The sequence below is a fragment of the Pseudomonas sp. Irchel s3f19 genome (genome assembly GCF_900187555.1).
Taxonomy (GTDB): Bacteria; Pseudomonadota; Gammaproteobacteria; order Pseudomonadales; family Pseudomonadaceae; genus Aquipseudomonas; species Aquipseudomonas capeferrum.
Window position 1 is genome coordinate 14,749 of the sequence record NZ_FYDW01000022.1, and the last position, 23,840, is coordinate 38,588.

At 63.8% G+C, this 23,840-nt stretch carries 22 protein-coding genes; 13 read left to right on the forward strand and 9 right to left on the reverse strand.

The window, feature by feature from the left end:
- Position 1 precedes the first annotated feature (1 nt).
- The 5 genes from CKW22_RS26795 to CKW22_RS26815 all read left to right on the forward strand — a co-directional run bounded on the left by CKW22_RS26795 (position 2) and on the right by CKW22_RS26815 (position 4,750).
- Positions 2-487 (forward strand): flavin reductase family protein, encoded by a 486-nt coding sequence (locus tag CKW22_RS26795; RefSeq protein WP_033697321.1) that lies wholly within the window; start codon positions 2-4, stop codon positions 485-487.
- Between the two features lie 84 nt (positions 488-571).
- Positions 572-961: a carboxymuconolactone decarboxylase family protein gene (locus tag CKW22_RS26800; protein ID WP_033697320.1), complete on the forward strand. Its 390-nt coding sequence runs from the start codon at positions 572-574 to the stop codon at positions 959-961.
- Between the two features lie 88 nt (positions 962-1,049).
- The gene (locus tag CKW22_RS26805; RefSeq protein ID WP_033697319.1) at positions 1,050-1,814 is read left to right on the forward strand and encodes a GntR family transcriptional regulator; all 765 of its coding nucleotides are present in this window, start codon (positions 1,050-1,052) and stop codon (positions 1,812-1,814) included.
- 2 nt (positions 1,815-1,816) lie between these two features.
- A complete protein-coding gene (locus tag CKW22_RS26810) occupies positions 1,817-2,380 on the forward strand; it encodes an NUDIX hydrolase (RefSeq protein ID WP_033697318.1) in 564 nt (187 codons plus the stop codon).
- Positions 2,381-2,566: 186 nt separating this feature from the next.
- On the forward strand, positions 2,567-4,750 hold the full coding sequence (locus CKW22_RS26815) for a response regulator (RefSeq protein ID WP_033697317.1): 2,184 nt from the start codon (positions 2,567-2,569) through the stop codon (positions 4,748-4,750).
- Positions 4,751-4,757: 7 nt separating this feature from the next.
- Here CKW22_RS26815 and CKW22_RS26820 read toward each other — a convergent pair whose 3' ends face one another.
- The 3 genes from CKW22_RS26820 to CKW22_RS26830 form a co-directional block, all read right to left on the reverse strand.
- Positions 4,758-6,923, reverse strand: coding sequence for a response regulator (locus CKW22_RS26820; protein ID WP_047583885.1), 2,166 nt, complete (start codon positions 6,921-6,923; stop codon positions 4,758-4,760).
- An 86-nt stretch (positions 6,924-7,009) separates the two neighbouring features.
- Positions 7,010-7,642 carry a LysE family translocator gene (locus CKW22_RS26825; RefSeq protein ID WP_033697315.1) on the reverse strand — a complete coding sequence of 211 codons (633 nt, stop codon included), beginning with the start codon at positions 7,640-7,642 and terminating at the stop codon, positions 7,010-7,012.
- Positions 7,643-7,708: 66 nt separating this feature from the next.
- Complete coding sequence (locus CKW22_RS26830; RefSeq protein WP_047583884.1) at positions 7,709-8,323, reverse strand: LysE family translocator; 615 nt, start codon at positions 8,321-8,323, stop codon at positions 7,709-7,711.
- 110 nt (positions 8,324-8,433) lie between these two features.
- On the opposite strand from CKW22_RS26830, the gene CKW22_RS26835 reads away from it, so the two are divergent.
- Both CKW22_RS26835 and CKW22_RS26840 read left to right on the forward strand, forming a co-directional pair.
- Positions 8,434-8,886, forward strand: coding sequence for an Lrp/AsnC family transcriptional regulator (locus tag CKW22_RS26835; protein WP_033697313.1), 453 nt, complete (start codon positions 8,434-8,436; stop codon positions 8,884-8,886).
- Positions 8,887-9,201: 315 nt separating this feature from the next.
- Positions 9,202-10,614, forward strand: coding sequence for a cytosine permease (locus tag CKW22_RS26840; protein WP_033697312.1), 1,413 nt, complete (start codon positions 9,202-9,204; stop codon positions 10,612-10,614).
- Between the two features lie 83 nt (positions 10,615-10,697).
- Here the strand turns inward: CKW22_RS26840 and CKW22_RS26845 are convergent, their stop codons facing one another.
- The gene (locus tag CKW22_RS26845) at positions 10,698-11,591 is read right to left on the reverse strand and encodes a LysR family transcriptional regulator (protein WP_033697311.1); all 894 of its coding nucleotides are present in this window, start codon (positions 11,589-11,591) and stop codon (positions 10,698-10,700) included.
- A 147-nt stretch (positions 11,592-11,738) separates the two neighbouring features.
- Between CKW22_RS26845 and CKW22_RS26850 the strand changes: the two genes are divergently transcribed.
- The 4 genes from CKW22_RS26850 to CKW22_RS26865 all read left to right on the forward strand — a co-directional run bounded on the left by CKW22_RS26850 (position 11,739) and on the right by CKW22_RS26865 (position 16,895).
- The gene (locus tag CKW22_RS26850) at positions 11,739-12,809 is read left to right on the forward strand and encodes a 4-oxalomesaconate tautomerase (RefSeq protein WP_077068377.1); all 1,071 of its coding nucleotides are present in this window, start codon (positions 11,739-11,741) and stop codon (positions 12,807-12,809) included.
- 62 nt (positions 12,810-12,871) lie between these two features.
- The gene (gene dctA, locus CKW22_RS26855; RefSeq protein WP_033697310.1) at positions 12,872-14,188 is read left to right on the forward strand and encodes a C4-dicarboxylate transporter DctA; all 1,317 of its coding nucleotides are present in this window, start codon (positions 12,872-12,874) and stop codon (positions 14,186-14,188) included.
- A 91-nt stretch (positions 14,189-14,279) separates the two neighbouring features.
- Entirely contained in the window at positions 14,280-15,605 is a 1,326-nt protein-coding gene (locus tag CKW22_RS26860) for a citrate:proton symporter (RefSeq protein WP_328286657.1), read from the forward strand.
- A gap of 36 nt (positions 15,606-15,641) precedes the next feature.
- On the forward strand, positions 15,642-16,895 hold the full coding sequence (locus CKW22_RS26865; RefSeq protein WP_033697308.1) for an OprD family porin: 1,254 nt from the start codon (positions 15,642-15,644) through the stop codon (positions 16,893-16,895).
- Between the two features lie 98 nt (positions 16,896-16,993).
- Here CKW22_RS26865 and CKW22_RS26870 read toward each other — a convergent pair whose 3' ends face one another.
- From CKW22_RS26870 to glnT, 4 genes are all read right to left on the reverse strand, one after another.
- Positions 16,994-18,319 carry an FMN-binding glutamate synthase family protein gene (locus tag CKW22_RS26870; protein ID WP_033697307.1) on the reverse strand — a complete coding sequence of 442 codons (1,326 nt, stop codon included), beginning with the start codon at positions 18,317-18,319 and terminating at the stop codon, positions 16,994-16,996.
- Positions 18,320-18,334: 15 nt separating this feature from the next.
- Positions 18,335-19,009 (reverse strand): protein glxC, encoded by a 675-nt coding sequence (locus CKW22_RS26875; RefSeq protein ID WP_033697306.1) that lies wholly within the window; start codon positions 19,007-19,009, stop codon positions 18,335-18,337.
- Positions 19,010-19,036: 27 nt separating this feature from the next.
- Entirely contained in the window at positions 19,037-19,942 is a 906-nt protein-coding gene (locus CKW22_RS26880) for a glutamine amidotransferase family protein (RefSeq protein ID WP_033697305.1), read from the reverse strand.
- A gap of 65 nt (positions 19,943-20,007) precedes the next feature.
- Positions 20,008-21,342, reverse strand: coding sequence for a type III glutamate--ammonia ligase (glnT, locus tag CKW22_RS26885; protein ID WP_095065594.1), 1,335 nt, complete (start codon positions 21,340-21,342; stop codon positions 20,008-20,010).
- Positions 21,343-21,645: 303 nt separating this feature from the next.
- Between glnT and CKW22_RS26890 the strand changes: the two genes are divergently transcribed.
- Positions 21,646-22,239 carry a cupin domain-containing protein gene (locus CKW22_RS26890; protein WP_033697303.1) on the forward strand — a complete coding sequence of 198 codons (594 nt, stop codon included), beginning with the start codon at positions 21,646-21,648 and terminating at the stop codon, positions 22,237-22,239.
- Between the two features lie 294 nt (positions 22,240-22,533).
- A complete protein-coding gene (locus CKW22_RS26895) occupies positions 22,534-23,463 on the forward strand; it encodes a DMT family transporter (protein ID WP_033697302.1) in 930 nt (309 codons plus the stop codon).
- A gap of 278 nt (positions 23,464-23,741) precedes the next feature.
- On the opposite strand, the gene CKW22_RS26900 is transcribed toward CKW22_RS26895, so the two are convergent.
- Positions 23,742-23,840: IS3 family transposase (locus tag CKW22_RS26900; RefSeq protein ID WP_143500713.1), on the reverse strand; the 99-nt coding region annotated here is incomplete at its 5' end.

Sequence of the window (23,840 nt, forward strand, 5' to 3'; positions counted from 1 at the left end):
GATGATCGAACCAGGCATCTACAAAGACGTGATGGGCTCGTTCCCGTCCGGCGTTACGGTGGTCACCACCCTGGACGCCGACGGCGGCATCGTCGGCATCACCGCCAGCGCGTTCAGCGCGCTGTCGATCGAGCCGGCGCTGGTGCTGTTCTGCCCCAACTACGCCTCCGACACCTACCCGATCCTGCGTGACAGCAAACAGTTCGCCATTCACCTGCTGTCTGCCGACCAGACTGCCGAGGCTTATGCGTTTGCCGGCAAGGGCAAGGAGAAAGCCAAAGGCATCGACTGGCACCTGAGCGAGTTGGGCAACCCGTTGCTGGCCAAGGCCACGGCGATCATCGAGTGCGAACTGTGGCGCGAGTACGACGGCGGTGACCACGCGATCATCGTCGGCGCGGTGAAGAACCTGGTGCTGCCGGCTGCGCCGGTGACGCCGATGGTTTATCACCGGGGCAAGCTGGGCGCCCTGCCGCCACTTGGCTGACAGACACCGACCGTCCTGCTTTTAGGGGCCGCGCTATCGCCTCACCCTCGGTAGCGGCCCCTGTTTTCTTCCGGAGTACAGTGCATGAGCAACGAAAAGTACGAGAAAGGCCTGCAGATCCGCACCCAGGTGCTGGGCGAGGAGTACGTCAACCGTTCCATCCAGAACGCCGACGAGTTCACCAAACCGCTGCAGGAGCTGGTCACCGAGTACTGCTGGGGCCATGTCTGGGGCCGCGATGGCTTGTCGCTCAAAGAGCGCAGCATGATAAACTTGGCCATGATTTCCGCGCTCAACCGGCCCCACGAACTCAAGCTGCATATCCGCGGCGCATTGCGTAATGGGCTGAGCCGTGAACAGATTCGCGAGATCCTGCTCCAGGTCGGCATTTATTGCGGCGTACCCGCGGCGGTGGACAGTTTCCGCCTGGCCCGCGAAGCGTTCGCCGAAGCCGATGCGGAGTCAACCCGTTAACAACGGGCTGTTCGAACCACTGCAAGGAGTGCCAAGGTTCCAGGCACTCCGCGATGTTGGCGCAACAGCCTCATAAAGAGCGCACCTGATGAAACGCCAGCCACTCGACGACAGCTTCAAGGTCAACCGCAACCCCGTTACCCTGCGCGAAATCGTGCTCGACAAGCTGCGCGCCGCGATCATGAACTTCCATCTGCTGCCGGGTGACCGCCTGGTAGAACGCGACCTCTGCGACCGCCTCGGGGTCAGCCGTACCTCGGTGCGAGAAGCGCTGCGCCACCTGGAATCCGAAGGCCTGGTCGAATTCGCCGATGCCAAAGGCCCGCGCGTGGCAATCATTACCCTGGAAGATGCCCGCGATATCTACGAGCTGCGCTGCGTGCTCGAAGGCCTGATCGTCCAGCTGTTCACGCTCAATGCCAAGGCCAAGGACATCCGCGCCCTGGAACGCGCGCTGGAGGTCAACCGCGAAGCGCTGGAAGAAGGCGAGCTGCAACAGGTGCTCGACTCGGTGCAAGGCTTCTACGACGTGCTGCTGGAAGGCTCCGGCAACCAGGTCGCCGCCCAGCAGCTGCGCCAGTTGCAGGCACGCATCAGCTACCTGCGTGCCACCTCGGTCTCGCAAGAGAACCGCCGGGGTGCCAGCAACCGGGAGATGGAAAAGATCGTCGAGGCGATCAAGGGCGGCGACCCGCTGGTTGCCCACCAGGCCTCGGTCGATCACGTCCGCGCTGCCGCCAAGGTAGCCCTGGACTACCTGCGCCAGAAGCAGGATGACAACACCAAGGTGCGCGACATGGTCGAGCCCCTGGCCCTCAAAGAGCCCCGTATAGAACCCCGCATAGGCCGCTGACCATGCCCAACGCCCCGCGCTACTGCCCGCACTGCACCACGGAACTGGCTCGGGGCGTTCCCACAGGCGACACCCACGAACGCCTGCGCTGCACCGCCTGCGGCTACATCCATTACATCAACCCGAAGATAATCGCCGGCTGCATCATCGAGCGCGATGGCAAGTACCTGTTGTGCCAGCGCGCCATCCCGCCGCGCCCTGGCACCTGGACCTTGCCTGCAGGCTTCATGGAAGCGGGCGAAACCACCGAGCAGGCGGCGTTGCGGGAAGTGTGGGAAGAAAGCGGCGTGCACGCCGAAATCGTCTCGCCCTATTCGATCTTCAGCGTGGCCAAGATCAGCGAGGTGTACATCATCTTCCGCGCCATCGCCACCCAGGAGACCGGGCAGTTCGGGCCGGAGACCCTGGCCTACAAGTTCTTCGAACCGGGGGAAATCCCCTGGGACGAAATCTACTACCCGGCGATCCGGCAGATTCTCGAGCGCTACATTCTTGAGCGCCAGGCGGGGGTCTACGGCATCTACATGGGCAACGACGATACCGGCAAGGTGCACTTCATTCGCTGAGCCTGGTCCGGCCTTTTCGCGGGGCAAGCCCGCTCCCACAGGCCACCTTTGAATCCGAATGCAGAGGGGCACCTGTGGGAGCGGGCTTGCCCCGCGAAAAGGCCGGACCAGGCGACATAAAGGCCTCGCCAATTGGCCATTCTCGGTGCACCCTTATGCTCCCAGGCGTAAGGATCGGCAGAGCACATGGCGAAATGGCTAGATGGCGGCGGGCTGATGGCCGAACACATCCGCCAGCATGATTGGCACAGCACCCCACTTGGCCCGCTGCAGGCATGGCCCAGTGCACTCAAGACGACGGTGGCCCTGTGCCTGGGCTCGCGGTTCCCGCAGGCAGTGCTGTGGGGCAATGACCTGATTACCCTGTACAACGACGCCTTCGCCGAGATTCTCGGCAGCAAGCCTCAGGCCCTGGGCCGCCCGTTCAGCGAGGTGTGGCAGGAAGCCTGGGGCGAGATCGGCGCCATGGCCGGTCGCGCCATGGCCGGTGAAGCGGTGTTCATCGAAGACTTCCCGCTGGTCATCGACCGCAACGGTGGCCCCGAGCGCGCCTATTTCACCTTCTGCTACAGCCCCATCCGTGGCGAGGACGGCAGCGTGCTGGGCATGCTCGACACGGTGACCGAAACTACCACCAGCGTGGTCAACAGCCAGCGCCTCAACTTCCTCGACGGCCTGGGCCGGGAGGTGGCCAACGCCACCGACCCCGAGCGGATCATGGCCATCACCACGCGCATGCTGGTTGAGCACCTGCAGCTTTCCAGCTGCGCCTACGCGGTCATGGATGCCGACCAGGATGGCTTCAACATCTGTGGCGACGCCGTGGTAGCCGGTTCACCACGGCTGATCGGCCAATACCGCCTGGCCGACTTCGGCCGCCTGGCAGTCAGCCAATTGCGCGCTGGCGAGCCGCTGGTGATCAACGACAACCTCAGCGAACTGGCCGCCGAAGAAGCGGCGACCTTCCAGGCCATCGGCATCACCGCGACCATCTGCATGCCGCTGATCAAGGACGGCCGCCTGACCGCACTGATGGCCATCCACGACAAGGCGCCCCGGGTGTGGACCGGCTACGAGCTGCGCTTGATCGGCGAGGTGACCGAGCGCTGCTGGTCGCATATCCAGCGGGTCCAGGCCCATGCCGAAGTGCGCGAGGCAATGGCGGCGCTGGAGGCACTCAATGCCACGCTGGAACAGCGCGTCGACCAACGCACCAGCCAACTGCTGCACACCGAAGCCGTGTTGCGCCAGGCGCAAAAGCTCGAAGCCATCGGCCAGCTCACCGGTGGCGTGGCGCACGACTTCAACAACCTGCTGACCATCATTCGCTCGTCGCTGCACTTCCTGCAGCGCCCCGACCTTGAGCAAAGCCGTCGCGAACGCTACATGAAAACCATGGCCGACACCGTCGACCGCGGCGCCAAACTGACCGGCCAGTTGCTCGCCTTCGCCCGCCGGCAGGCATTGAGCCCGCAAGTGTTCGAGGCCGGGCCCCGCCTGGAGGCCATGGCCGAGATGCTCGATACCGCCACCGGGGCGCGTATCAAGGTGGAACTGCAACTGCCAGACGCGCCTTGCCATATCCGCGCCGACCTCAGCCAGCTGGAAACGGCGGTGATCAACCTGATGCTCAACGGCCGCGATGCCATGGCCGGCCAAGGCACCTTGCGCCTGCGCCTGTTGGCCGATCAGCACATGCCGGCGCTGCGGGGCCAGCCGGCGCCGGCGGGCACCTTTGCGGCCATTTCGGTGGTGGACAGCGGCGTCGGCATTGCCGCGCAGTTGCTCGATCGCATTTTCGACCCCTTCTTCACCACCAAGGCGCCCGGTGAAGGGACCGGGCTTGGCCTGTCCCAGGTGTTCGGTTTCGCCAAGCAGTCCGGTGGCGATGTAGCCGTGGTCAGCGTCGAGGGCGAAGGCACAACGTTCACCCTGTACCTGCCGCAAGAGGCCCCGCCTGCCGAACCGGCCGACGTCACCGCCGCCCCCACCCAACCCGAGGTCGGCAAGGCGCGAGGGCGGATACTGGTGGTGGAGGACAACCCCGACCTCTGCACGTTCACCGCGCAGATCCTTGAGGACCACGGCTACCGGATCAGTTGGGCAAACTCGGCGGAAGAGGCGCTGGCACAGCTGGCCGGCCCGGCGGGCGATTTCGATGCCGTGTTTTCCGATGTGCTCATGCCCGGCATGGGGGGCTTGGCGCTGGCCCGCGAACTGCGGCGCCAACGCCCGCAACTGCCGGTGATCCTCACCTCGGGCTACAGCGATGCGATTGCCGAAGGCGGCCACCAGGGCTTTGCCTTCCTGGCCAAGCCGTACTCGGCCGAGCAGGTGTGCCAGATGCTGGCCAAGGTGCTGGGCAGCTGAGCAGCGGCTAACGCGGGGCGGCCAGCAACCGCGCCACACTCTGCGCCAGCTCGGCGCGCCGGTACGGCTTGCGCAACACCTCGAAGCCCTTGAGCTCGCGGGGTGTAAGGTTGGCATAGCCGGTGATGATCAACACCGGCAGGTCAGCCTGGCGCTCGCGCATCTGTTGGGCAAAACGCACCCCGGTCATGTCGGCCATGACGTGGTCAGTCACCAGCACGTCCGGCTGCCAGCCCTGCTCCACCTGCTGCATCGCTGCTGCGGCACTGCTCGCTTCGCACACCTCGTAACCCAGGTCGCGCAACTGCAAGGCCGTGGCATGGCGCACGATCTCCTCATCATCCACCAACAGAATTCGGCTGGCGTGGTCGGCCAGGGGCGCCTCTGCACTGTCACTGTCACGGCCAACTGCGGCGACATCGCTGATCGGCAACCACAGCGTGGCCACAGTCCCCTCCCCCTGCTGCGAGCGAATCGCGAAGCCACCACCCGACTGCACCGCCAGCCCCTGCACCATCGGCAAGCCAAGGCCGGTGCCTTTGCCCACGCCCTTGGTGGAATAGAATGGCTCGACGCAGCGGCGCAGCTGCTCATCGCTCATGCCGCTGCCACTGTCGCGAACCTGCAGCCAGACCAACGGCGCGCCCGCAGTGCCTGCCGGGTGCGGTGGGCCGTCGGCATCGAGCCCGGCGACGATGCTCAGGGCACCGCCGCCGGCCATGGCGTCGCGGGCATTGACCACCAGGTTGAGCAGCGCCAGCTCCAGTTGATGCGGATCGACCAGCACGGCGGGCAGCAACGGGTCGACTTGCACCTGCACGGCAATGGTCGGCCCAAGCGAGCGCGCCATAAGTTCGCGCATGTCCTCCACCAAGGCAGCCAGCGACACGGCTTGTGGCTTGAGGGTTTGTCGACGGGCGAAACTCAGCAAGCGCCCCACCAGATTGCGCGCCCGCTCGGCGGCCTGCAGGCCACCGTCGATCAAGCGGGGAGCTCGCTCGGATTGCGGGTGCCGACGCATCAATTCGAAGGAGGCGATAATTGGCGTGAGCATGTTGTTGAGGTCATGGGCGATGCCACCGGTCAACTGGCCGATCATCTCCAGCTTGTGCGCTTCATGCAGTTGCAGAATCGCCGCCTCGCGCTCGGCCAGCACGGCCGCGACGCGCTCCTCCAGGCTTTCGTTGAGCAGGTGCAGGGCACGCTCTGCACGGGCATGGGTAATGGCCGCCCAGGCTTGCTTGGCGGCATCCTCGACCAGTTGGCACTCGTCTTCGAAGCAGTGATGTGGCGTGTGAAAGTGCACGGCAAGCATGGCTTCCAAGCGGCCGGCGCGCAGCACCGGCACATGCAGCGTACTACACAAGCCGCTCAGCGGCGCCGATGCGCTGTCATAGGCCTGCTGTACCACCTTACCCGCCACCAACTGCTCACGTAGCGATGTTCCGAACGTGGTGTAGCGGTGCTGGCCGACCCTCGAAGGCAGGCCGTCAGCCCAGTCATGCGCAACCTTGTAACCTGCGCCGTCGCCCAGGTCCTCGCCGAAACACACCTGCGTCGCCCCCAGGTGCTGGGCGAGGCGTGCCACCACATAGGCCTCGATACGCTCCGCTTCACCCAGCCCAGGCAAGGTGCGGCCCAGCTCCAGCAAAAACGCCTGGCGCTGTTGGAAACGAACCCGTTCGGTGGTTTCAGTCACGAGGCACAACACCCCGCCAACGCTGCCATCGGCTTCGCGCACGGCGGAATAGGAGACATCGAAGTACACGGTCTCACCCAGACCGCGACGCTCTATATAGAACGGGCGGTCCTTGGCTGAAAACGTCTGGCCGGTCTCACGCACGCCACGCAGCAGCGGCTCAAGGTCGTCCCACAGCTCACGCCAGTTGTCCTCAGCCGGGCGCCCCAGTGCCTGGGGATGCTTGGTACCAATGGTCGGTGCATAGGCATCGTTGTAGAGCGCTACGTAAGTTTCGCCCCAGAACAGCACGAACTGCGCCTGGGCCGGCAGCAATGTAGCCATTACCGCCTGCAGGTGGGGCGACCAGTGCTCGGGAGGGCCGAGCGGCGAACTGCTCCAGTCCATCGACTGCAGCAGGCCACCGATGGTGCCGCCGTTGAGCAGAAAATGCAGTGGCGGAGTGTGCGCATCGCGTTGCTGTAACAGGTTCATGTCTGGGAAGCCCCGGGCACCTTGCTATCCATCTTACGATAGGAGCGTTGCAATCAACGGTTCGTTCCACAGAAATCAGCGGTTGTTCAGCGGCGCCCTTCGGCCAGCATGCGCAGCGCCAGGCCGGCCAGTACGGTGCCCATCAGCCAGCGCTGAACCTGCTGCCACACGGGCCGGCCGCCGAGAAACACGGCGATGGAACCGGCCATCACGGCGATCAGCGCATTGACCGATACGCTGATGGCGATTTGCGTGCAGCCCAGCACCAGCGACTGCACCAGTACACTGCCGTGACCGGGCTCGATGAACTGCGGCATCAGCGACAGGTACATGACCGCGATCTTGGGGTTCAGCAGGCTGGTGGCAAAACCCATGGTGAACAGCCGCCGCGGGCTGTCGGCAGGCAGTTCACGTACCTGAAATGGCGAGCTACCGCCGGGCCGCAGCGCCTGCCAGGCCAGGTACAGCAAGTACAGTGCGCCACCGATGCGCAGCACGTCATAGGCAAACGGCACCGCCATCACCAGCGCGGTGATACCCAGCGCCGCGCAGAGCATATAGATGACGAAGCCCAGGGCCACGCCGCCAAGGGATATCAAGCCGGCGTTACGGCCTTGGCAGATCGAACGAGAAATCAGGTAGATCATGTTCGGCCCGGGCGTCAGCACCATGCCCAGGCAGATCAGCGCGAATGTCAGCAGTTGGGCGGTTTCGGGCATGGGGCACATCCTGGCTGTGCGAAGAGAAGCGGCAAGTGTATCCGAGCCACGTCAGCGCCGGTAGATTCAGCCCAACTGCCCGGCAATCAGCCCCAGGGCCACCGCGATCATGGCAAGGCCCGATACCCGCCCGACCATCTTCGCTGCCCCAGGCCGGGTACTCAGTACGGCCTTGGCGCCATAGCCCACCAGCGAATAGATCACCAGCGAGCTGCACAGGTGCACCAGCCCGAGCAACAGGATCTGCAGCGGCACGGGCCAGCTGGAGTGTGGGTCGGTGAATTGCGGCAACAGGGCAAGAAACAGCAGGAACACCTTCGGGTTCAGCCCACTCACGCAAAAGCCCTTCAATGCCCAGCGCGAACCGGAGTCCCCCACGCCGTCCTGCCCCGCCTGCGGCACACCCGGGCTCAGCAGCAGGTTGCCGCCCAGCCACAGCAAGTAGGTACAGCCCGCCAGCGTCAGCAACATCAGCGCCAGCGGGTGCCCAGCGAGCAGGCTGCCCACGCCAGCAGCCACCACCAGGGTTGCCAGGAAGTGCCCCGACAACATGCCTGCCACCGCAGGCATCACCCAGCGCCCGCGCATGCCCGCGGAGATGGCATACGCCCAGTCCGCCCCTGGGGTGATCACGAACAGCAACGACACGGCCCAGAACGCCGTCAGCACACTGATTGCCACTTGAATCTTCCTTAGTGTTGTCTTGGTGTGCAGAAAGATTACGGATTCCGTCGGGGCATTTTCTTTCGTATATTCCCCACCAACATATAAATACTGGAAGATTCTTCTCAATGGACCGGACAGATCGAAAAATCCTTGCCGAGCTGCAAAAAGATGGGCGCCTGTCGGTGACCGAGCTGGCTGACCGCGTAGGGTTGAGCTTGTCGCCCTGCCATCGTCGCCTGAAGGCGCTGGAAGACGCCGGCGCCATTCTCGGGTACCACGCGCGCCTGGCACCGGCCGCGCTGGGGCTTAACTTTGCCGCGCTGGTGTTCGTCACCTTGCGCGAGGTGACGCGCCAGCCGGTGGCGGACTTCGAGGCGGCGCTAGCCGAGATCCCCCAGATCGTCGAGGCGCAGCGGTTGTTCGGTGACCCGGATTACCTGCTGCACGTGGTGGCGAAGGACCTGCCAGCGTTTCAGAAGCTGTATGACGAGCACCTGACCAGCATTCCCAATGTGAAGCGGCTGAGTTCGACATTGGTGATGAAGGAAGTGATTCAGGATCGGCTGTTACCGATGTAGTGACAATTTCTGATTATCTACCGCCTGTTCACCTGCACTGGAAACGCGCACGCCGCACCACGCCGGCTCACCTGTGCTGTTTCCCGACAGCCTGCAGCCCCCACGCTCAAGGCTTTCAGCGCGGTGGCCCGCTCCTTGCTACCACTCGTCCCTTAACCTTTTGTCAGCCTTAGGTTTTTTAAGGTTTATGGGCACATATTTACTAATTTCTCGTTATCCCGACTCCCCGCATCATCCCTCCAACAAGAACGCGTTGCCCTTCGCCGGCACGCCCCCGGGCAGTACCCCCTGCCCCACCTTGCCTTGGAGTCAGTCATGACCAGTGCAGCCAACACGGCACCCCTTATAGAAAAACACACGATCGGCTACGTGCCCCCGCAAGACCGCCATGGAAAGGTAAGGGATCTGTTCACATTGTGGTTCGGCGGCAACATCGCGCCGCTGCCCATCGTCACCGGCGCGCTGGGCGTGCAGTTGTTTCACCTGAACCTGGTGTGGGGCATCATCGCCATCCTGGTCGGCCACCTGGTCGGCGGGGTGTTGATGGCGCTGCACTCGGCCCAGGGCCCGCAGATGGGCATCCCGCAGATGATCCAGAGCCGCGCCCAGTTCGGCTCGCTCGGCGCGCTGCTGGTGGTGGTGATCGCCGGGGTGATGTACATCGGCTTCTTCGCCTCCAACATCGTCCTGGCCGGCAAGTCGCTGCATGGTGTGGTCGAGGCCGTGCCGGTACCGGTGGGTATCGTCATCGGTGCGCTGGGGTCGGGCATCATCGGCATCATCGGCTACCGCTTCATCCACGTGCTCAACCGCATCGGCACCTGGGTGCTCGGCATCGGCATCGTGGTCGGCTTCGGCTACATCTTCAGCCATGTGCAAAGCGACGACTTCCTGACCCGCGGCGGCTTCAACCTGGCCGGCTGGCTGGCCACCGTGTCGCTGGCGGCGCTGTGGCAGATTGCCTTTGCCCCTTACGTGTCGGATTACTCGCGCTACCTGCCGGCTGACGTGAAGGTCTCATCGACCTTCTGGACCACGTACCTGGGCTCGGCCCTGGGTTCGAGCCTGTCGTTCATCTTCGGCGCCGTGGCGGTGCTGGCGATCCCGGCCGGCATGGACACCATGGACGCGGTCAAGCTCGCCACCGGCACCCTCGGCCCGATCATGCTGGTGCTGTTCCTGCTCAGCGTGATCAGCCACAACGCCCTCAACCTGTACGGCGCGGTGCTGTCGATCATCACCCTGATCCAGACCTTCGCCCACCGCTGGATCCCCACCGCCAAGAGCCGCGCGGTGCTGTCGCTGATCGTGCTGACGGCTTGCAGTGTAGTAGCCGTGTTCGCCTCGAAGGACTTCATCGGCCACTTCGTCGACATGGTGCTGGTGCTGCTGGTGGTGCTGGTGCCCTGGACCGCGATCAACCTGATCGACTTCTATGTGATCCACAAGGGCGACTACGACATCCAGTCGATCTTCAAGGTCGATGGCGGCATCTACGGGCGCTACAACCCCCAGGCGCTGATTGCCTATGCGGTGGGCATCGTGGTGCAGATCCCGTTCATGAACACGCCGCTGTACGTCGGGCCGATCTCCGAGCACATCAACGGCGCCGACCTGTCGTGGGTGGTCGGGCTGCTGGTCACCTCGCCGCTGTACGGGTGGCTGGCGAGCCGCGACAGTGCCTATCGTCGTCGGCAGACCAGTGCCAAGCTGGCGGTGGGCGTGTGATCGCCCGCTGAGCCAACCGGCATCACCTGCAGCCGGCCCGTGGCGACACGGGCCGGCTTGTTTCTGACCCCCGCACGGCGTTTTTAGCCGCCCCGCCATTTTTCCAGCAGGATCGACACGAACTTTTCTGCAGCCGGCGACAGCGAAGCCCCGCGCCGATAGACCAGGCCCAGAGTGCGCGTCACCTGTGGGTCGGTCAGGGGCACGCTGACCAGGGTCGGGTGGTCCGCTGCCGGCATGGCCAGGCTGGGCATCGCAGACACACCAAGCCCTGCCTCGACCATGCCGAGCGAAGTGGACAGGTGCTGCACCTCATAAAACCATTTGGGCCGTATGTTGAGCCCCGACAAGGCGTGGTCCAGCAGCATGCGGTTACCACTCAGGCGCCCCACGCCGATCAGGCGGTGGTCAGCCAGCTGCGTCCAAGTCACCGATTCGCGGCTTGCCAGTTCATGATCGCGGCGGCAGGCCAGCACGAAATGCTCGTTGACCAGCGGCACAAACTCGATGTCCGGGTGCTGGCCACTCATCATGTTGATGCCGAAATCGGCCTCGCCGCGCAAGACCGCTTCAAGGCCATCGTTGGCGCTGAGGTCGAGCAGGCGGATGCGGATTTTCGGGTATTGCTCGTTGTACTGGCGAATCACGGTGGGCAGGAAGTAGAACGCCGCCGTCGGGATGCACGCCAGGGTGACTTGTCCGGTCTGGCGCTCGGCCAGTTCGCGAATACTCAGGATCGAGTCTTCGAAATCATCGAGCAGGCGCCGCGCCTTGGGCAGGAAATCACGGCCGACACTGGTCAGGCCAACCCGACGCGTGGTGCGTTCGAGCAAAGGCGTGCCCAGGCCCTCTTCCAGCTTCTTGATCCGCCGGCTGAGTGCTGGCTGGGAAAGGTGCAGGGCCTCAGCTGCTTCATGAAAGCTGCCGAGTTCGGCGATTTTCACGAAAGAACGGATATCTTGCAGCTCATATTCCACAGGTTTGGCTCCACGTCATAGCGTCGGCAATTATTCAACTGCATGCATCAATCGCTACGATATTTGCATTGGATTGATTTATCAACGCCTGTCACTCTTTCTCTCAACACATCAATGATGCCAATTGATCAACGAGAGTCAGTAGTCATGCAACGAATCCCTTGTGTGCTCATGCGCGGCGGTACCTCCAAAGGCCCTTTCTTCCATGCCTGGGACCTGCCGGCCAATGTGGTGGAACGCGACGAAGTACTGATCAGCCTGATGGGGTCTGGCCATGAGCTGGAAATCGACGGCATCGGTGGTGGCAGCCCGCAAACCAGCAAGGTGGCGATCGTCAGCCCCTCGCTGCACCCTGACGCCGACGTCGATTACCTGTTCGTGCAGGTCATGGTCGCCGAGCGACGCGTCGACACCGCGCCTAACTGCGGCAACATGTTGTGTGCGGTCGGCCCATTTGCCATCGAACAGGGGCTGGTGAAAGCCCAAGGCGACAAAACCCTGGTGCGCATTCGCAACCTCAATACCCAGACCTTCGTCACCTCGCTGGTGCAAACCCCTGGCGGCACCGTCAAGTACGAAGGCCGCACCGCTATCGACGGCGTACCCGGCACGGCCGCGCCGATCCACCTGACCTTCCTTGATGCGGTCGGCAGCAAGACTGGAAAACTGTTCCCCACCGGGCAGGCCCGCGATGTGTTCGATGGCACGGCCGTCACCTGCATCGACATGGCCATGCCGCTGATGATCATCGAAGCCAGCCAGCTGGGCCTGGCCGGTAACGAGCGCCCTGCCGCCCTGGATGCCGACAGCGCACTGCTCGAGCGCCTGGAAGCCCTGCGGTTGCAAGCGGGCCGGGCCATGGGCCTGGGTGATGTGCGTGGCATGGTGATCCCGAAACCGGTGGTGGTGTCGCCGCCAACCAGCGACGGCACGCTGCAGGTGCGCTACTTCATGCCGCACAACTGCCACCGTGCGCTGGCGATCACTGGCGCGATTGGCCTGGCCACGGCCTGCGTGACCCCCGGCACCGTGACCGCCCAACTGTTGGGCGAGCACGCCCTGCAACTGTCCGAAGTACGGCTGGAGCACCCCAGCGGCGTCATCGATGTGGCCTTGAGCCGCGATGGCGGCAAGCTGCAAGCGTCGGTGATCCGCACTGCCCGCCGGCTCTTCTCAGGTTACGTGTATGCCCCGACAATGCGCCGCCTTGCCAGCTAGCGCGTACTGCACATGTTCAACCCAAAGCGCATCCGCACAATTTCAACAATGGGTGATGCCTCATGAAACTCATCAAATCGTTGTACTTTCAGATCCTCTGCGCCGTGCTGCTGGGTGTACTGGTCGGCCACCTCTGGGCCGAGCAGGCCGTGGCGCTGAAGCCGCTGGGGGATGCCTTCATCAAGCTGATCAAGATGATGATCGCGCCCGTGGTGTTCTGCACCATCGTCACCGGCATTGCCGGCATGACCGACAAGCGCTCGCTGGGGCGCCTGATGAGCAAGACGCTGCTGCTGTTCCTGGTGCTGACGGTGATCAGCCTGGTAATCGGCCTGGTGGCCGTGCATGTGTTCCAGCCTGGCGTGGGCATGAACATCGACCCTGCCACGTTGAGCACGGCGGGCCTCAGCCAGTACACCGCGTCGGCGGCCAAGCTGGGCGTGGTCGACTTCTTCATGCACATCATCCCTGACACCTTCATGGGCGCTTTCAACAAAGGTGAAGTGCTACCGGTGCTGTTCATCGCGGTGCTGTCGGGGTTTGCCCTGTCGGCCATGGGCGAACATGGCCAGCCTGTGCTGAACGTGCTGGAGTCCGCCTCGCAGATGGTGTTCCGCATCTTCGGCTACCTGATGCGCTTTGCCCCGGTCGGTGCGTTCGGCGCGCTGGCCTTTACCGTGGGCCAGTACGGCATTACCTCGCTGGGCGCCTTGGCCAAGCTGGTGATGACCCTGTACATCGCCTGCGCATTCTTTGTGCTGGTGGTACTGGGTGGCCTGTGCCGGCTGCACGGCTTCAGCTTGTGGAAGCTGTTGCGGTTCTTCCGCGAGGAGTTCCTGGTGGTACTCGGCACCTCGTCTACCGAGCCGGTATTGCCACGGATGCTGGAAAAGCTGCAGGCGCTGGGTTGCAGGAAGGGCGTGGTCGGGCTGGTGCTGCCCACGGGCTACTCCTTCAACCTCGATGGCACTGCGATCTACCTGTCGCTCGCCGCCGTATTCATCGCGCAAGCGTGCAACATCGACCTGAGCCTGGGCCAGACGCTGACCATGCTGGCGATCATGCTGTTGTCGTCCAAAGGCGCCGCCGGTGTGACGGGCAGCGGTTTCGTGGCGCTCGCTTCGACGCTGACGGTGATCCACGATATCCCACTGGCCGGCCTGGCGCTGCTGATCGGTATCGACCGTTTCATGTCAGAGGCACGCGCCCTCACCAGCCTGGCCAGCAACGCCGTGGCCACCGTGGTCATCTCGCTGTCCGAAGGTGCTTGCGACCGGCAGGTACTCAGGCAAATGCTGGCAGACGGGAAAATGCCGTCAACCGCCGTCGCCGAGCCGAACGCCCCCTGGCCGGCCGCTGAGCCTACCCGCCAAAGCTGACCCCCGCTGCACCTACGTTAACCGCACCGCCCGGCAGGCATGACGCCGGGCGGCAAGACCGCCGTTTGCCTTGCGTTCGGCCACACTGACAATAACAACAAGAGAGAAAACCATGCTGGCATTGCTGGGTTTGACCATGGTGGTGGCATTCACCTACCTGATCATGAGCAAACGCTTGTCGCCTATCGTCGCCCTGACCTTGGTGCCGATCGTGTTCGCCGTGATCGGAGGCTTCGCGCCCGACCTTGGCAAAATGATGCTCGACGGCCTGAAAATGGTCGCACCCTCGGCAGCATTGCTGCTGTTCGCCATCCTGTTCTTCGGCCTGATGATCGATGCCGGCCTGTTCGACCCGCTGATCCGCATGATCCTCAAGCGTGTCAACGGCAACCCGGTAAAGATCGCCATCGGTACCGCCCTGCTCTCGCTGCTGGTGGCGCTGGACGGCGATGGCACCACCACCTACATGATCACCTGCGCAGCCATGCTGCCGCTGTACAAACGCATCGGCATGAACCCGATGATCCTCGCCACCGTAGCCATGCTGTCGCTGAGCATCATGAGTGGCTTGAGCCCTTGGGGCGGGCCGGCGACGCGGGCGATTGCGGCACTGGGCCTGGACGCGTCCGAGTACTTCATCCCCATGCTGCCGACCATGGTCGGCGGTGCCGCCTGGGTGGTGTTCACGGCATTTCTGCTGGGGCGCGCCGAGCGCAAGCGCATCGGCAACATCCAGCTGCAAGCAGGCGGCGGCAACTGCTACATCAAGGCCATTCTGGAAGAGACCCCGCACAAGCGCCCACGGCTGGCCTACGTCAACCTGGTGCTGGTGGTGGCAGTGATGATCGCCCTGGTAGCCGGGGTGATGCACGCCGCGATTCTGTTCATGATCGGTTTTGTCGCCGCGCTGATGATCAACTACCCACAACTGAATGTGCAGAAGGAGCGGATACTGGCGCACTCCGGCAATGCCATGACCGTCGTACTGCTGGTATTTGCCGCAGGCATCTTCGCGGGCATCTTCTCCGGCACCAAGATGGTCGATGCGCTGGCGCAGACCTTGGTCGACTGGATTCCGCCATCCTGGGGCCACTGGTTCCCGCTGGTGGTGGCCATTACCAGCATGCCGCTGACCTTCGTGCTCTCCAACGATGCCTATTACTTCGGTGTGGTGCCGATCCTGGCCAATGCCGCCGCAGCGTATGGCATCGACCCGGTAGAGATCGCCCGCGCCTCGGTGCTCGGCCAGCCGGTGCACCTGATGAGCCCGCTGGTGGCCTCGACCTTGCTGCTGGTCGGCATGGTCGACCGGGATATCGGCGACTTCCAGAAAGCCACGGTCAAGTGGGCCGTGCTCACCTCGCTGGTCATTACTGCGATTGCGCTGCTGACCGGAGCGCTGTCGTTCTTCGTCTGAATGCCCAACCCACAATAACAAGAGAGTATCCGGACCATGACCCAAGTCATTCTCCGCAGGGCTGCGTGCGGCCTGCTGTTTGCCCATGTGCCCCTGACCCACGCTGCTGGTTTCATCGAAGACAGCGCACTCAAGCTGCAATTGCGCAACGTGTACTTCAACGAGAACTTTCGCGACGAGCAAGGCCTCAGCGCACGTGCTGCTGCTACGGCAAAAAGTGAACGGGTGGAATGGGCGCAAGGGTTCTTGCTGGATTACGCATCCGGGTTCACACAAGGCACGCTAGGGGTAGGCCTGGATGCCATGGCGCTGGTGGGCGTCAGGCTGGACTCGGGCCGCGGGCGCAGCGGTACCGGCTTGTTGCCGGTGCATGACGATGGCCGCGCGGCCAATGAGTTTGCCAGTGCCGGGGTCACCGCCAAAGCCCGGCTGGGCAAGACCGTGATCAAGCACGGTACGTTGCTGCCCAAGACACCGGTATTGGTGTACAACGACGCGCGCCTGCTGCCGCAGACCTACCAGGGCACCCAGCTGGTCTCCAGCGATATTGACGGGTTGACCTTGACCGGTGGCCATCTGCAGCGATTCAAGCAGCGCGATTCGTCCGACAGCACTGGCCTGTTCGCCGATGGCTACAGCGGCGATGCATCAGCGGATTTCAACTATGCCGGTGCCGATTACGCAGTGAGCAAAACCCTGCGGTTGAGCTACTTTCGCGGCGAGCTGAACAACTTCTACCGCCAGGACTTTGCCGGCATTGCCCATGAGCTGCCGCTGGCAGGGGGCGTGTTGGCCAGTGATGTGCGTTACTTCAAAAGCCGCGACGATGGCGCAGCACAGGGTGGCCCCATCGATAACGACATGCTCAGCGGCCAGCTCAGCTATGCCCACAGCGGCCACACCGTGGGTGCGGGTTATCAGGTGCTCGATGGGGTTGCCGGGCTGCCCTACATCAGCGGCGCCACCGTGTACTCGTTCAGCAACGTCGGTATCGGCAAGTTCATTGAAGAAGACGAGAAGACCTGGATGATCAGTTACGCCTACAACTTCGCAGCAGCCGGTGTGCCTGGGCTGACCTTCATGAGCCGCTACCTGAGCGGTGACAACGACAAGGCAGGTGATGCCGGGGCACGTGAATGGGAGCGCGACAGCGAACTGGCCTACGTCGTGCAGGCGGGCACATTCAAGGGGCTGGGGGTGAAGCTGCGCAACTACGTCTACCGCGCTGATTATTCCCGGGGGCGGGACAGTAACCGGGTCTACCTGACCTATGACATCGCGCTCTGGTAGGGCCTGATTTGCAGCCATTCGCGGCACAAGGCCGCTCCCACAGGTACGGGCACTGCGCGGTCCCTGTGGGAGCGGCCTTGTGCCGCGAAAGGGCCGCATCAGTACTGCGTTTGCCCGGGCACCCAGGCGGTGCCCGCCAGTGGTACCCGAGCCATCGCCGCCGCCTCCACAGTCAACGCCACCAGGTCCTCCGGGTCGAGGTTATGCAGGTGCGACTTGCCACAGGCGCGGGCCATGGTCTGCGCCTCAAGCACCAGCACGCGCAGGTAGTTGGCCAGCCGCCGGCCGGCCTCCTCCGGGTTCAGGCGCTTGGCCAGTTCCGGGTCCTGGGTGGTGATGCCCGCCGGGTCACGGCCGTTCTGCCAGTCATCGTAAAAACCAGCCGCAGAGCCGATCGCCTTCAACTGCTCATCCAGCCGCGGGTGGTTGTCACCCAGGGCGATCAGCGCGGCGGTGCCGATGGCCACGGCGTCAGCCCCCAGGGCCATGGCCTTGGCCACGTCGGCACCGTTGCGGATACCACCCGAGACGATCAGTTGCACCTTGCGGTGCATGCCCATCTCCTGCAGCGCCTGCACCGCCTGCGGGATGGCCGGCAAGATGGGGATGCCGACATGTTCGATGAACACCTCCTGGGTCGCGGCGGTACCGCCCTGCATGCCGTCGAGCACGATCACGTCGGCGCCGGCCTTCACCGCCAGCTTGACGTCGTAGTACGGGCGGCTGGCGCCGATTTTCACGTAGATGGGCTTCTCCCAGTCTGTGATCTCGCGCAGCTCGGCAATCTTGATCGCCAGGTCGTCCGGGCCGGTCCAGTCTGGGTGGCGGCAGGCGCTGCGCTGGTCTACGCCGATCGGCAAGGTGCGCATGCCGGCCACCCGCTCGGTAACCTTCATGCCCAGCAACATGCCGCCGCCGCCCGGTTTGGCGCCCTGGCCGAGGACGATCTCGATGGCATCGGCCTTGCGCAGGTCGTCGGGGTTCATGCCATAGCGCGACGGCAGGTACTGGTACACCAGGTGCTGCGACTGGCCACGCTCTTCCGGGGTCATGCCGCCGTCGCCGGTGGTGGTACTGGTACCTGCGATGGTCGCACCCCGGCCCAATGCTTCCTTGGCATTGGCCGACAGCGCGCCGAAGCTCATGCCGGCAATGGTCACCGGGATCTTCAGGTGGATCGGCTTCTTGGCAAAACGGTTGCCGAGCACCACATCGGTGCCGCACTTTTCGCGGTAGCCCTCGAGCGGGTAGCGCGACACGCTGGCGCCCAGCAGCAGCAAGTCGTCGAAGTGCGGCACACGGCGCTTGGTGCCGCCGCCGCGGATGTCGTAGATGCCGGTTTCGGCGGCACGCTGGATTTCCTGAATGGTCAGGCGATCGAAGGTGGCCGATTCACGCAGTACCGGGGGGAATTGTTCGCTCATGGGTAGGCTCCTGGATCAGTACGCGCTGGCGTTGTCGACTTTGAAGTTGTACAGCTGACGGGCCGAGCCGTAGCGTTTGAAATCGGCGGCCTTGTGCTCCAGGCCCGCCTCGTTGAGCAACGCCTGCAGCTCTTGCAGGTGCTCGGCACGCATCTCTTTTTCGATGCAGTCCGAGCCTAGCGACTGCACCGAGCCCTTGACGTAGATGCGCACCTCGTACAGCGAGTCGCCCAGCGCATCGCCGGCATCGCCGCACACCACCAGGCGCCCGGCCTGGCCCATGAAGCAGCTCATGTGGCCGATGCTGCCGCCGACCACGATGTCCACGCCCTTCATCGAAATGCCGCAGCGTGCCCCGGCATCGCCCTCGATCACCAAGAGCCCGCCGTGGGCCGTGGCGCCGGCTGCCTGCGAGGCACTGCCCTTGACCCGCACCGAGCCGGACATCATGTTCTCGGCCACCCCCACGCCGACGTTGCCGTGCACGGTGACGCTGGCCTGTTGGTTCATGCCGGCGCAGTAGTAGCCGGCGTGGCCGTCGATATCCACCGACAACGGCTGGTTGATGCCCACGGCCAGGTTGTGCTTGCCGTCCGGGCGGCTGACCCGCCACTCGCGGTCCTGCACGTCGCCGTGCAGGGCCTGGTTGAGTTCGCGCACCGAGGCGCTGGAAAGGTCGATCGTTTTCATGAGGTGCTCCAGTGAGTCGGTGACAGGTCAGGCGCTTTCGCGCTCCCAGACGTACAAGGTGGCCGGTGCTGGTTCCCAGACCTTGGCGTTTTCAATGCCTGGCAAGCTGGCCAGGGCCTGGTACTCGGAGGCCATGGCCACGTAGTCGTCGGTTTCGGCGAGCACCGCCGGCTTGCAGGCAATCGGGTCGCGGATCACGGCAAAGCCGTTGCGGGTGCCGATGGCGAAGGTAAAGAAGCCGTCCAGGTCTTGCAGGGCGCCATCCAGGGCCTGCGCCAGGCTGTCGCCCTGCTGCAGGCGCCAGGCCAGGTAGCCAGCCGCCACTTCGGTGTCGTTGTCGGTCTCGAAGCTGATGCCTTCGCGTTTCAGCTCCTGGCGCAGGCGGAAGTGGTTGGACAGCGAGCCGTTGTGCACCAGGCACAGGTCGGCGCCGGTGGAAAACGGATGGCTGCCTTCCAGGGTCACTGCACTTTCAGTCGCCATGCGGGTGTGGCCGATGATGTGGCTGCCTTGCATGCCGGCCAGGCCGAAGCGACTAGAGATCTCGGCCGGCAGGCCCATGCCCTTGAGGATTTCGATGCTCTGCCCGGCGCTCATGATGCGCACGTCGGCGGCCAGCTCGGCCAAGGCTGCACGGGCGGCCGCTTCGTGGGTGTGCACCTTGAGCACGGCGGCGCTGGCGTTCTGGAACCAGTCCAGCGAGCAGCCCAGGCGCCCTTCCAGTTGCCCCATCAGCGCCGCCCACGGATAGTCCACAGCGCTTGCCTGCAAGGTCAGCTTGACCCAGCCATCGGCCACTTCATCGCCATAGATGGCAAAGCCGGCGCTGTCCGGGCCACGGTCGGTCATGGCCTGCAGCATGGGTTCGAAGAGTTTGCCGAGCTGGGCTTCCAGCGCCGGCTTTTTCAGGTACAGGCCTACGATTCCACACATGGTGTTGCTCCTTACTGGGCAGTGGGCGACCGCTGTCTTGCTGGCCGCGCCAAGGATGGGGGCGGTCAGAAGAACTCGGTGTAGCGCTGGATTTCCCAGTCGGAGACGTGGCGGCAATACTCCACCCACTCCATGCGCTTGAGCTTGATGAACTCGTCGACGATCTCGGTGCCGAGCACCTCGCGGAACAAGGGGTCGGCCTCCAGCGCGTCGGCGGCTTCCTTGAGCGACTGCGGCAAGGTCTTGATGCCGCGTGCGGCGATTTCTTCCAGGCTCAGGTTGTAGAGGTTCTCGTTGCACATCTGGCCAGGGTCCAGTTCACGGTCGATACCATCCAGGCCGGCGGCGATGATCGCGGCGGTGACCAGGTAGGGGTTGCAGCCGGCATCCGGCAGGCGAAACTCCAGGCGGCCATAGGGGATGCGCACCATCGCCGAGCGGTTGTTGGCGCCATAGGCCACGAAGGCTGGCGCCCAGGTAGCACCGGACAACGAGCGGCCGACCACCAGGCGTTTGTACGAATTGACCGTGGGCGCGGCGAACGCGCACAGCGCCGGGCCATGGGCAAGCAAGCCCGCAGCAAAGTGGTAGGCCAGCTTGGACAGGCCCATGCCGCTGCTGTCGGAGGGGTCATGAAACAGGTTCTTGTGTGTGCTGCTGGCCAGCGACAGGTGGAAGTGCATGCCATTGCCGGCACGCTTGGGGTCGGGCTTGGGCATGAACGAGCAGATCATCCCCAGGTCGTTGGCGATTTCGCCGGCCGCCATGCGGAAGAAGGTGAAGCGGTCGGCCGACTCCATGGCATCGCTGTAGGTGTAGTTGATCTCGAACTGGCCGTTGGCGTCCTCGTGGTCGATCTGATAGATGTCGAAACCCACCGGCTGCAGGGCTTCGGTCAGGCGTTCGAGGAACAGCCGCGAGCGCGACAGGCCCTTGTAGTCGTAGCACGGCTTGTCGAGGTTGTCGGAGGCATCCACCACCTGCAGCTTGCCGGCTTCGTCCCGGCGGAACAGGCTGAACTCGGGCTCAAGCCCGGTGTTCAGCGTCCAGCCCTTGTCGGCCAGGCGCTGCACCTGCTGCTGCAACACATAGCGGCTGTCGTAGGGCCAAGGTTTACCGTTGACGTGGCCGACGCACACCACCCGGCCATAACCAGGCTGCCAGGGCACCGGGATCAGCGTGGCCAGATCGCCACGGGCCATGAAGTCCGGGCCGTGCGGCTCCATGCCCATGCCGCAGATGGCGAACCCGGCGAAACCGGCGCCCTCCTCGGCCACCATCTTCAGGCCCGAGATCGGCACCGATTTGGTCTTCGCCGCGCCATGGATATCGACGAACTGCGCCAGCACGTACTTGATGCCGTGCTGGTCGAGCGTGCGCTGGGTTTCTGCTGGCAACATGGGTTGAGCACTCCGGGTAAGGGGCGGCATGTAATTCCGCATGGGAAACTTACTTTCACCACAGGAATGCAATGTGCTTGCCAACTTACCGAGTGCTACCGCTTAGCGGGCACGTCCCCTCCCACAATCCCTTGTCACAGGGGGCTTGCCCGCGACAGGAGCTGGTGCCATGACGGAGACATTTTCGTTATAGATATGGGAAACTCGTTTTCACCCCAGGAAACCGACGGCCATCGCAGCCGCCTGGCGCACTTTCCCAGTGCGAAATCTTTATTCTTGAACTGAAACCGTGCAGGACTCTTGATGCCGACCGAAACCGAACCCCGCCTTCGCCTGGAGCAGTACCTGGGCCTGCAGATCAAGCGCCAGCGCCAGGCCCAGTCGCTGAAGCTCGCCGACGTGGCGCGCATCGCCGGGATCAGCCAGGGCATGCTGAGCAAGATCGAGAACGCCCAGGTGTCGACCAGCCTCGATACCCTCAGCCGCCTGTGCGACGTGCTAGGCATGCCGATGGCCAAGCTGTTCAGCCAGTATGACCAGCCCGATGGCAACGCGCTGCTGGTCAAGGCCGGTGAAGGGCTGGAGGTGGTGCGCCGCGGTACCGATAAGGGCCATACCTACCACTTGCTCAATCACGCCAGGGGCCCGAAAAAGAACTTCGAGGCGTACATGGTGAGCATGGACGATGCCAGCGAGGAGTTTCCGACCTTTGCCCACCCGGGCACGGAATTCCTGCATTTGCTGGAGGGTGAACTGGTGTACCGCCACGGTAACCAGCTCTACCACCTGCATGCCGGCGACAGCCTGACCTTCGATGGCGAAACCCCACACGGGCCGGAGCAACTGGTGCAGGTGCCGATCCGGCTGTTGTCGATCATGAACTACGGCGAAGAATGACACGGCGCGGTCAAGCAACAAGCGATGTCGCGATCTGACATGTATGCGTCGCCCGCAATCGGCCTCACATCCCTGTATACAAAAATAATACACACATCGACCAGCCCCGCGCCGTGGGCTGGTTGACGCGGTATTTGCGAGTAAGCAGCCTCGCTTCACAATTCCAACGCTGTGGCGCCTTTTTGCACCGGGCAATTCGCCCGGGCTCATAACGATAAAACTCCCAGATTTAGAGATCCCCGCCGCGCCAGCAGGGAGTGTTTGCGCGCGCCACTTTGTGAAAATTTGACTGCCATGATCGCGACTTCAATCCCCGTAGCCGGTGCTGCCACCGGCCGGCGCAACGCCCTGCTCGTTGCACACCTCGCCGCTGTGCTGTTCGGCCTGACCGGTATCCTCGGCCACTTGATCGAGGCCGACGCCAGCATCATCACCTTCGGCCGTGCCACCTTCGCCTTCATTGCCCTGGGCTTCGTCGCCGGGCTCAAGGGCACCCGCCTGCTCGATGCGCTGACCCTGCGCAACCTGCCCATCCTGGGCCTAACCGGCGCGTTGCTGGCGACGCACTGGGTGACCTTCTTCATCGCCGTCAAGGTCGGCGGCGTGGCCGTGGCCACGCTGGGCTTCGCCAGCTTCCCTGCCTTTATAGCCATGATCGAACGCGGCGTGTTCGGCCAGCGCATCGGTGCCGTGCAGGGCTTGCTGTTGCTGATGGTGACTGCGGGCCTGGTGATGGTGGTGCCGTCCTTCGACCTGCTCGACAGCGGCACCCTTGGCCTGATCTGGGGCCTGGGCTCGGGCCTGGCGTTCGCCGTGCTGACCGTAGCCAACCGCCGCAATGCGTCGAACATGAATGCCTTGCAGGTAGCCTTCTGGCAGAACGTGGTGGTAGCCGCGCTGGTTGCGCCGTTCGCCTTCACCCACCTGGCCAGTACCAGCCTGGGCGGCGACGACTGGGTCAACCTGGCGCTGTTGGGGGTGTTCTGCACCGGGCTGTCGCAGTTTCTGTTCGTCAAGAGCCTCGAAGGCCTGGAGGCACGTACCGCCGGCATGATCATCGCGCTGGAGCCGGTGTATGCGATCCTCGGTGCCTGGTGGCTGTTTGGTGAGCAGCCGAGCCTGCGCATGGCGGCGGGGGCAGCGTTGATTGTGTTGGCGACCCTGCTGGCTGCGGCGCGCAAGGCGCCGGCGGAGCATGGTGATACCAGCCGGTGTGGGCGGTAAGAATGGCTGCGGGTTGCTCGTCGGGAGATCGAGGGGCTTGCGCGAAGCGCATGCCTTGGTTTATCTGGCGCCTATGAGATCGAGCGCCGCCCGCGCGGCGCTTCGCGGCGCAAGGCCGCTCCCACATCTGTTTCGGGCCAATTATTCCTGAGGCATTGGCGCGCGGCCCCTTGGTGCCTGTCTCATTATCGCGTCGTACCAACAAGGCGGTCGCGCGCAAATACCACAGGCCGCACTGGCCCGAAACAGATGGACTGCCCCCAAAAAGTTGGACAGTTCTATGCTGCCGCCTGGGTCCTGTACTCGACAGGGCTCAGGCCATTGAGCCTCAGCTTGATGCGGTCATGGTTGTAGTAGTGGATGTACTCATCCAAGCC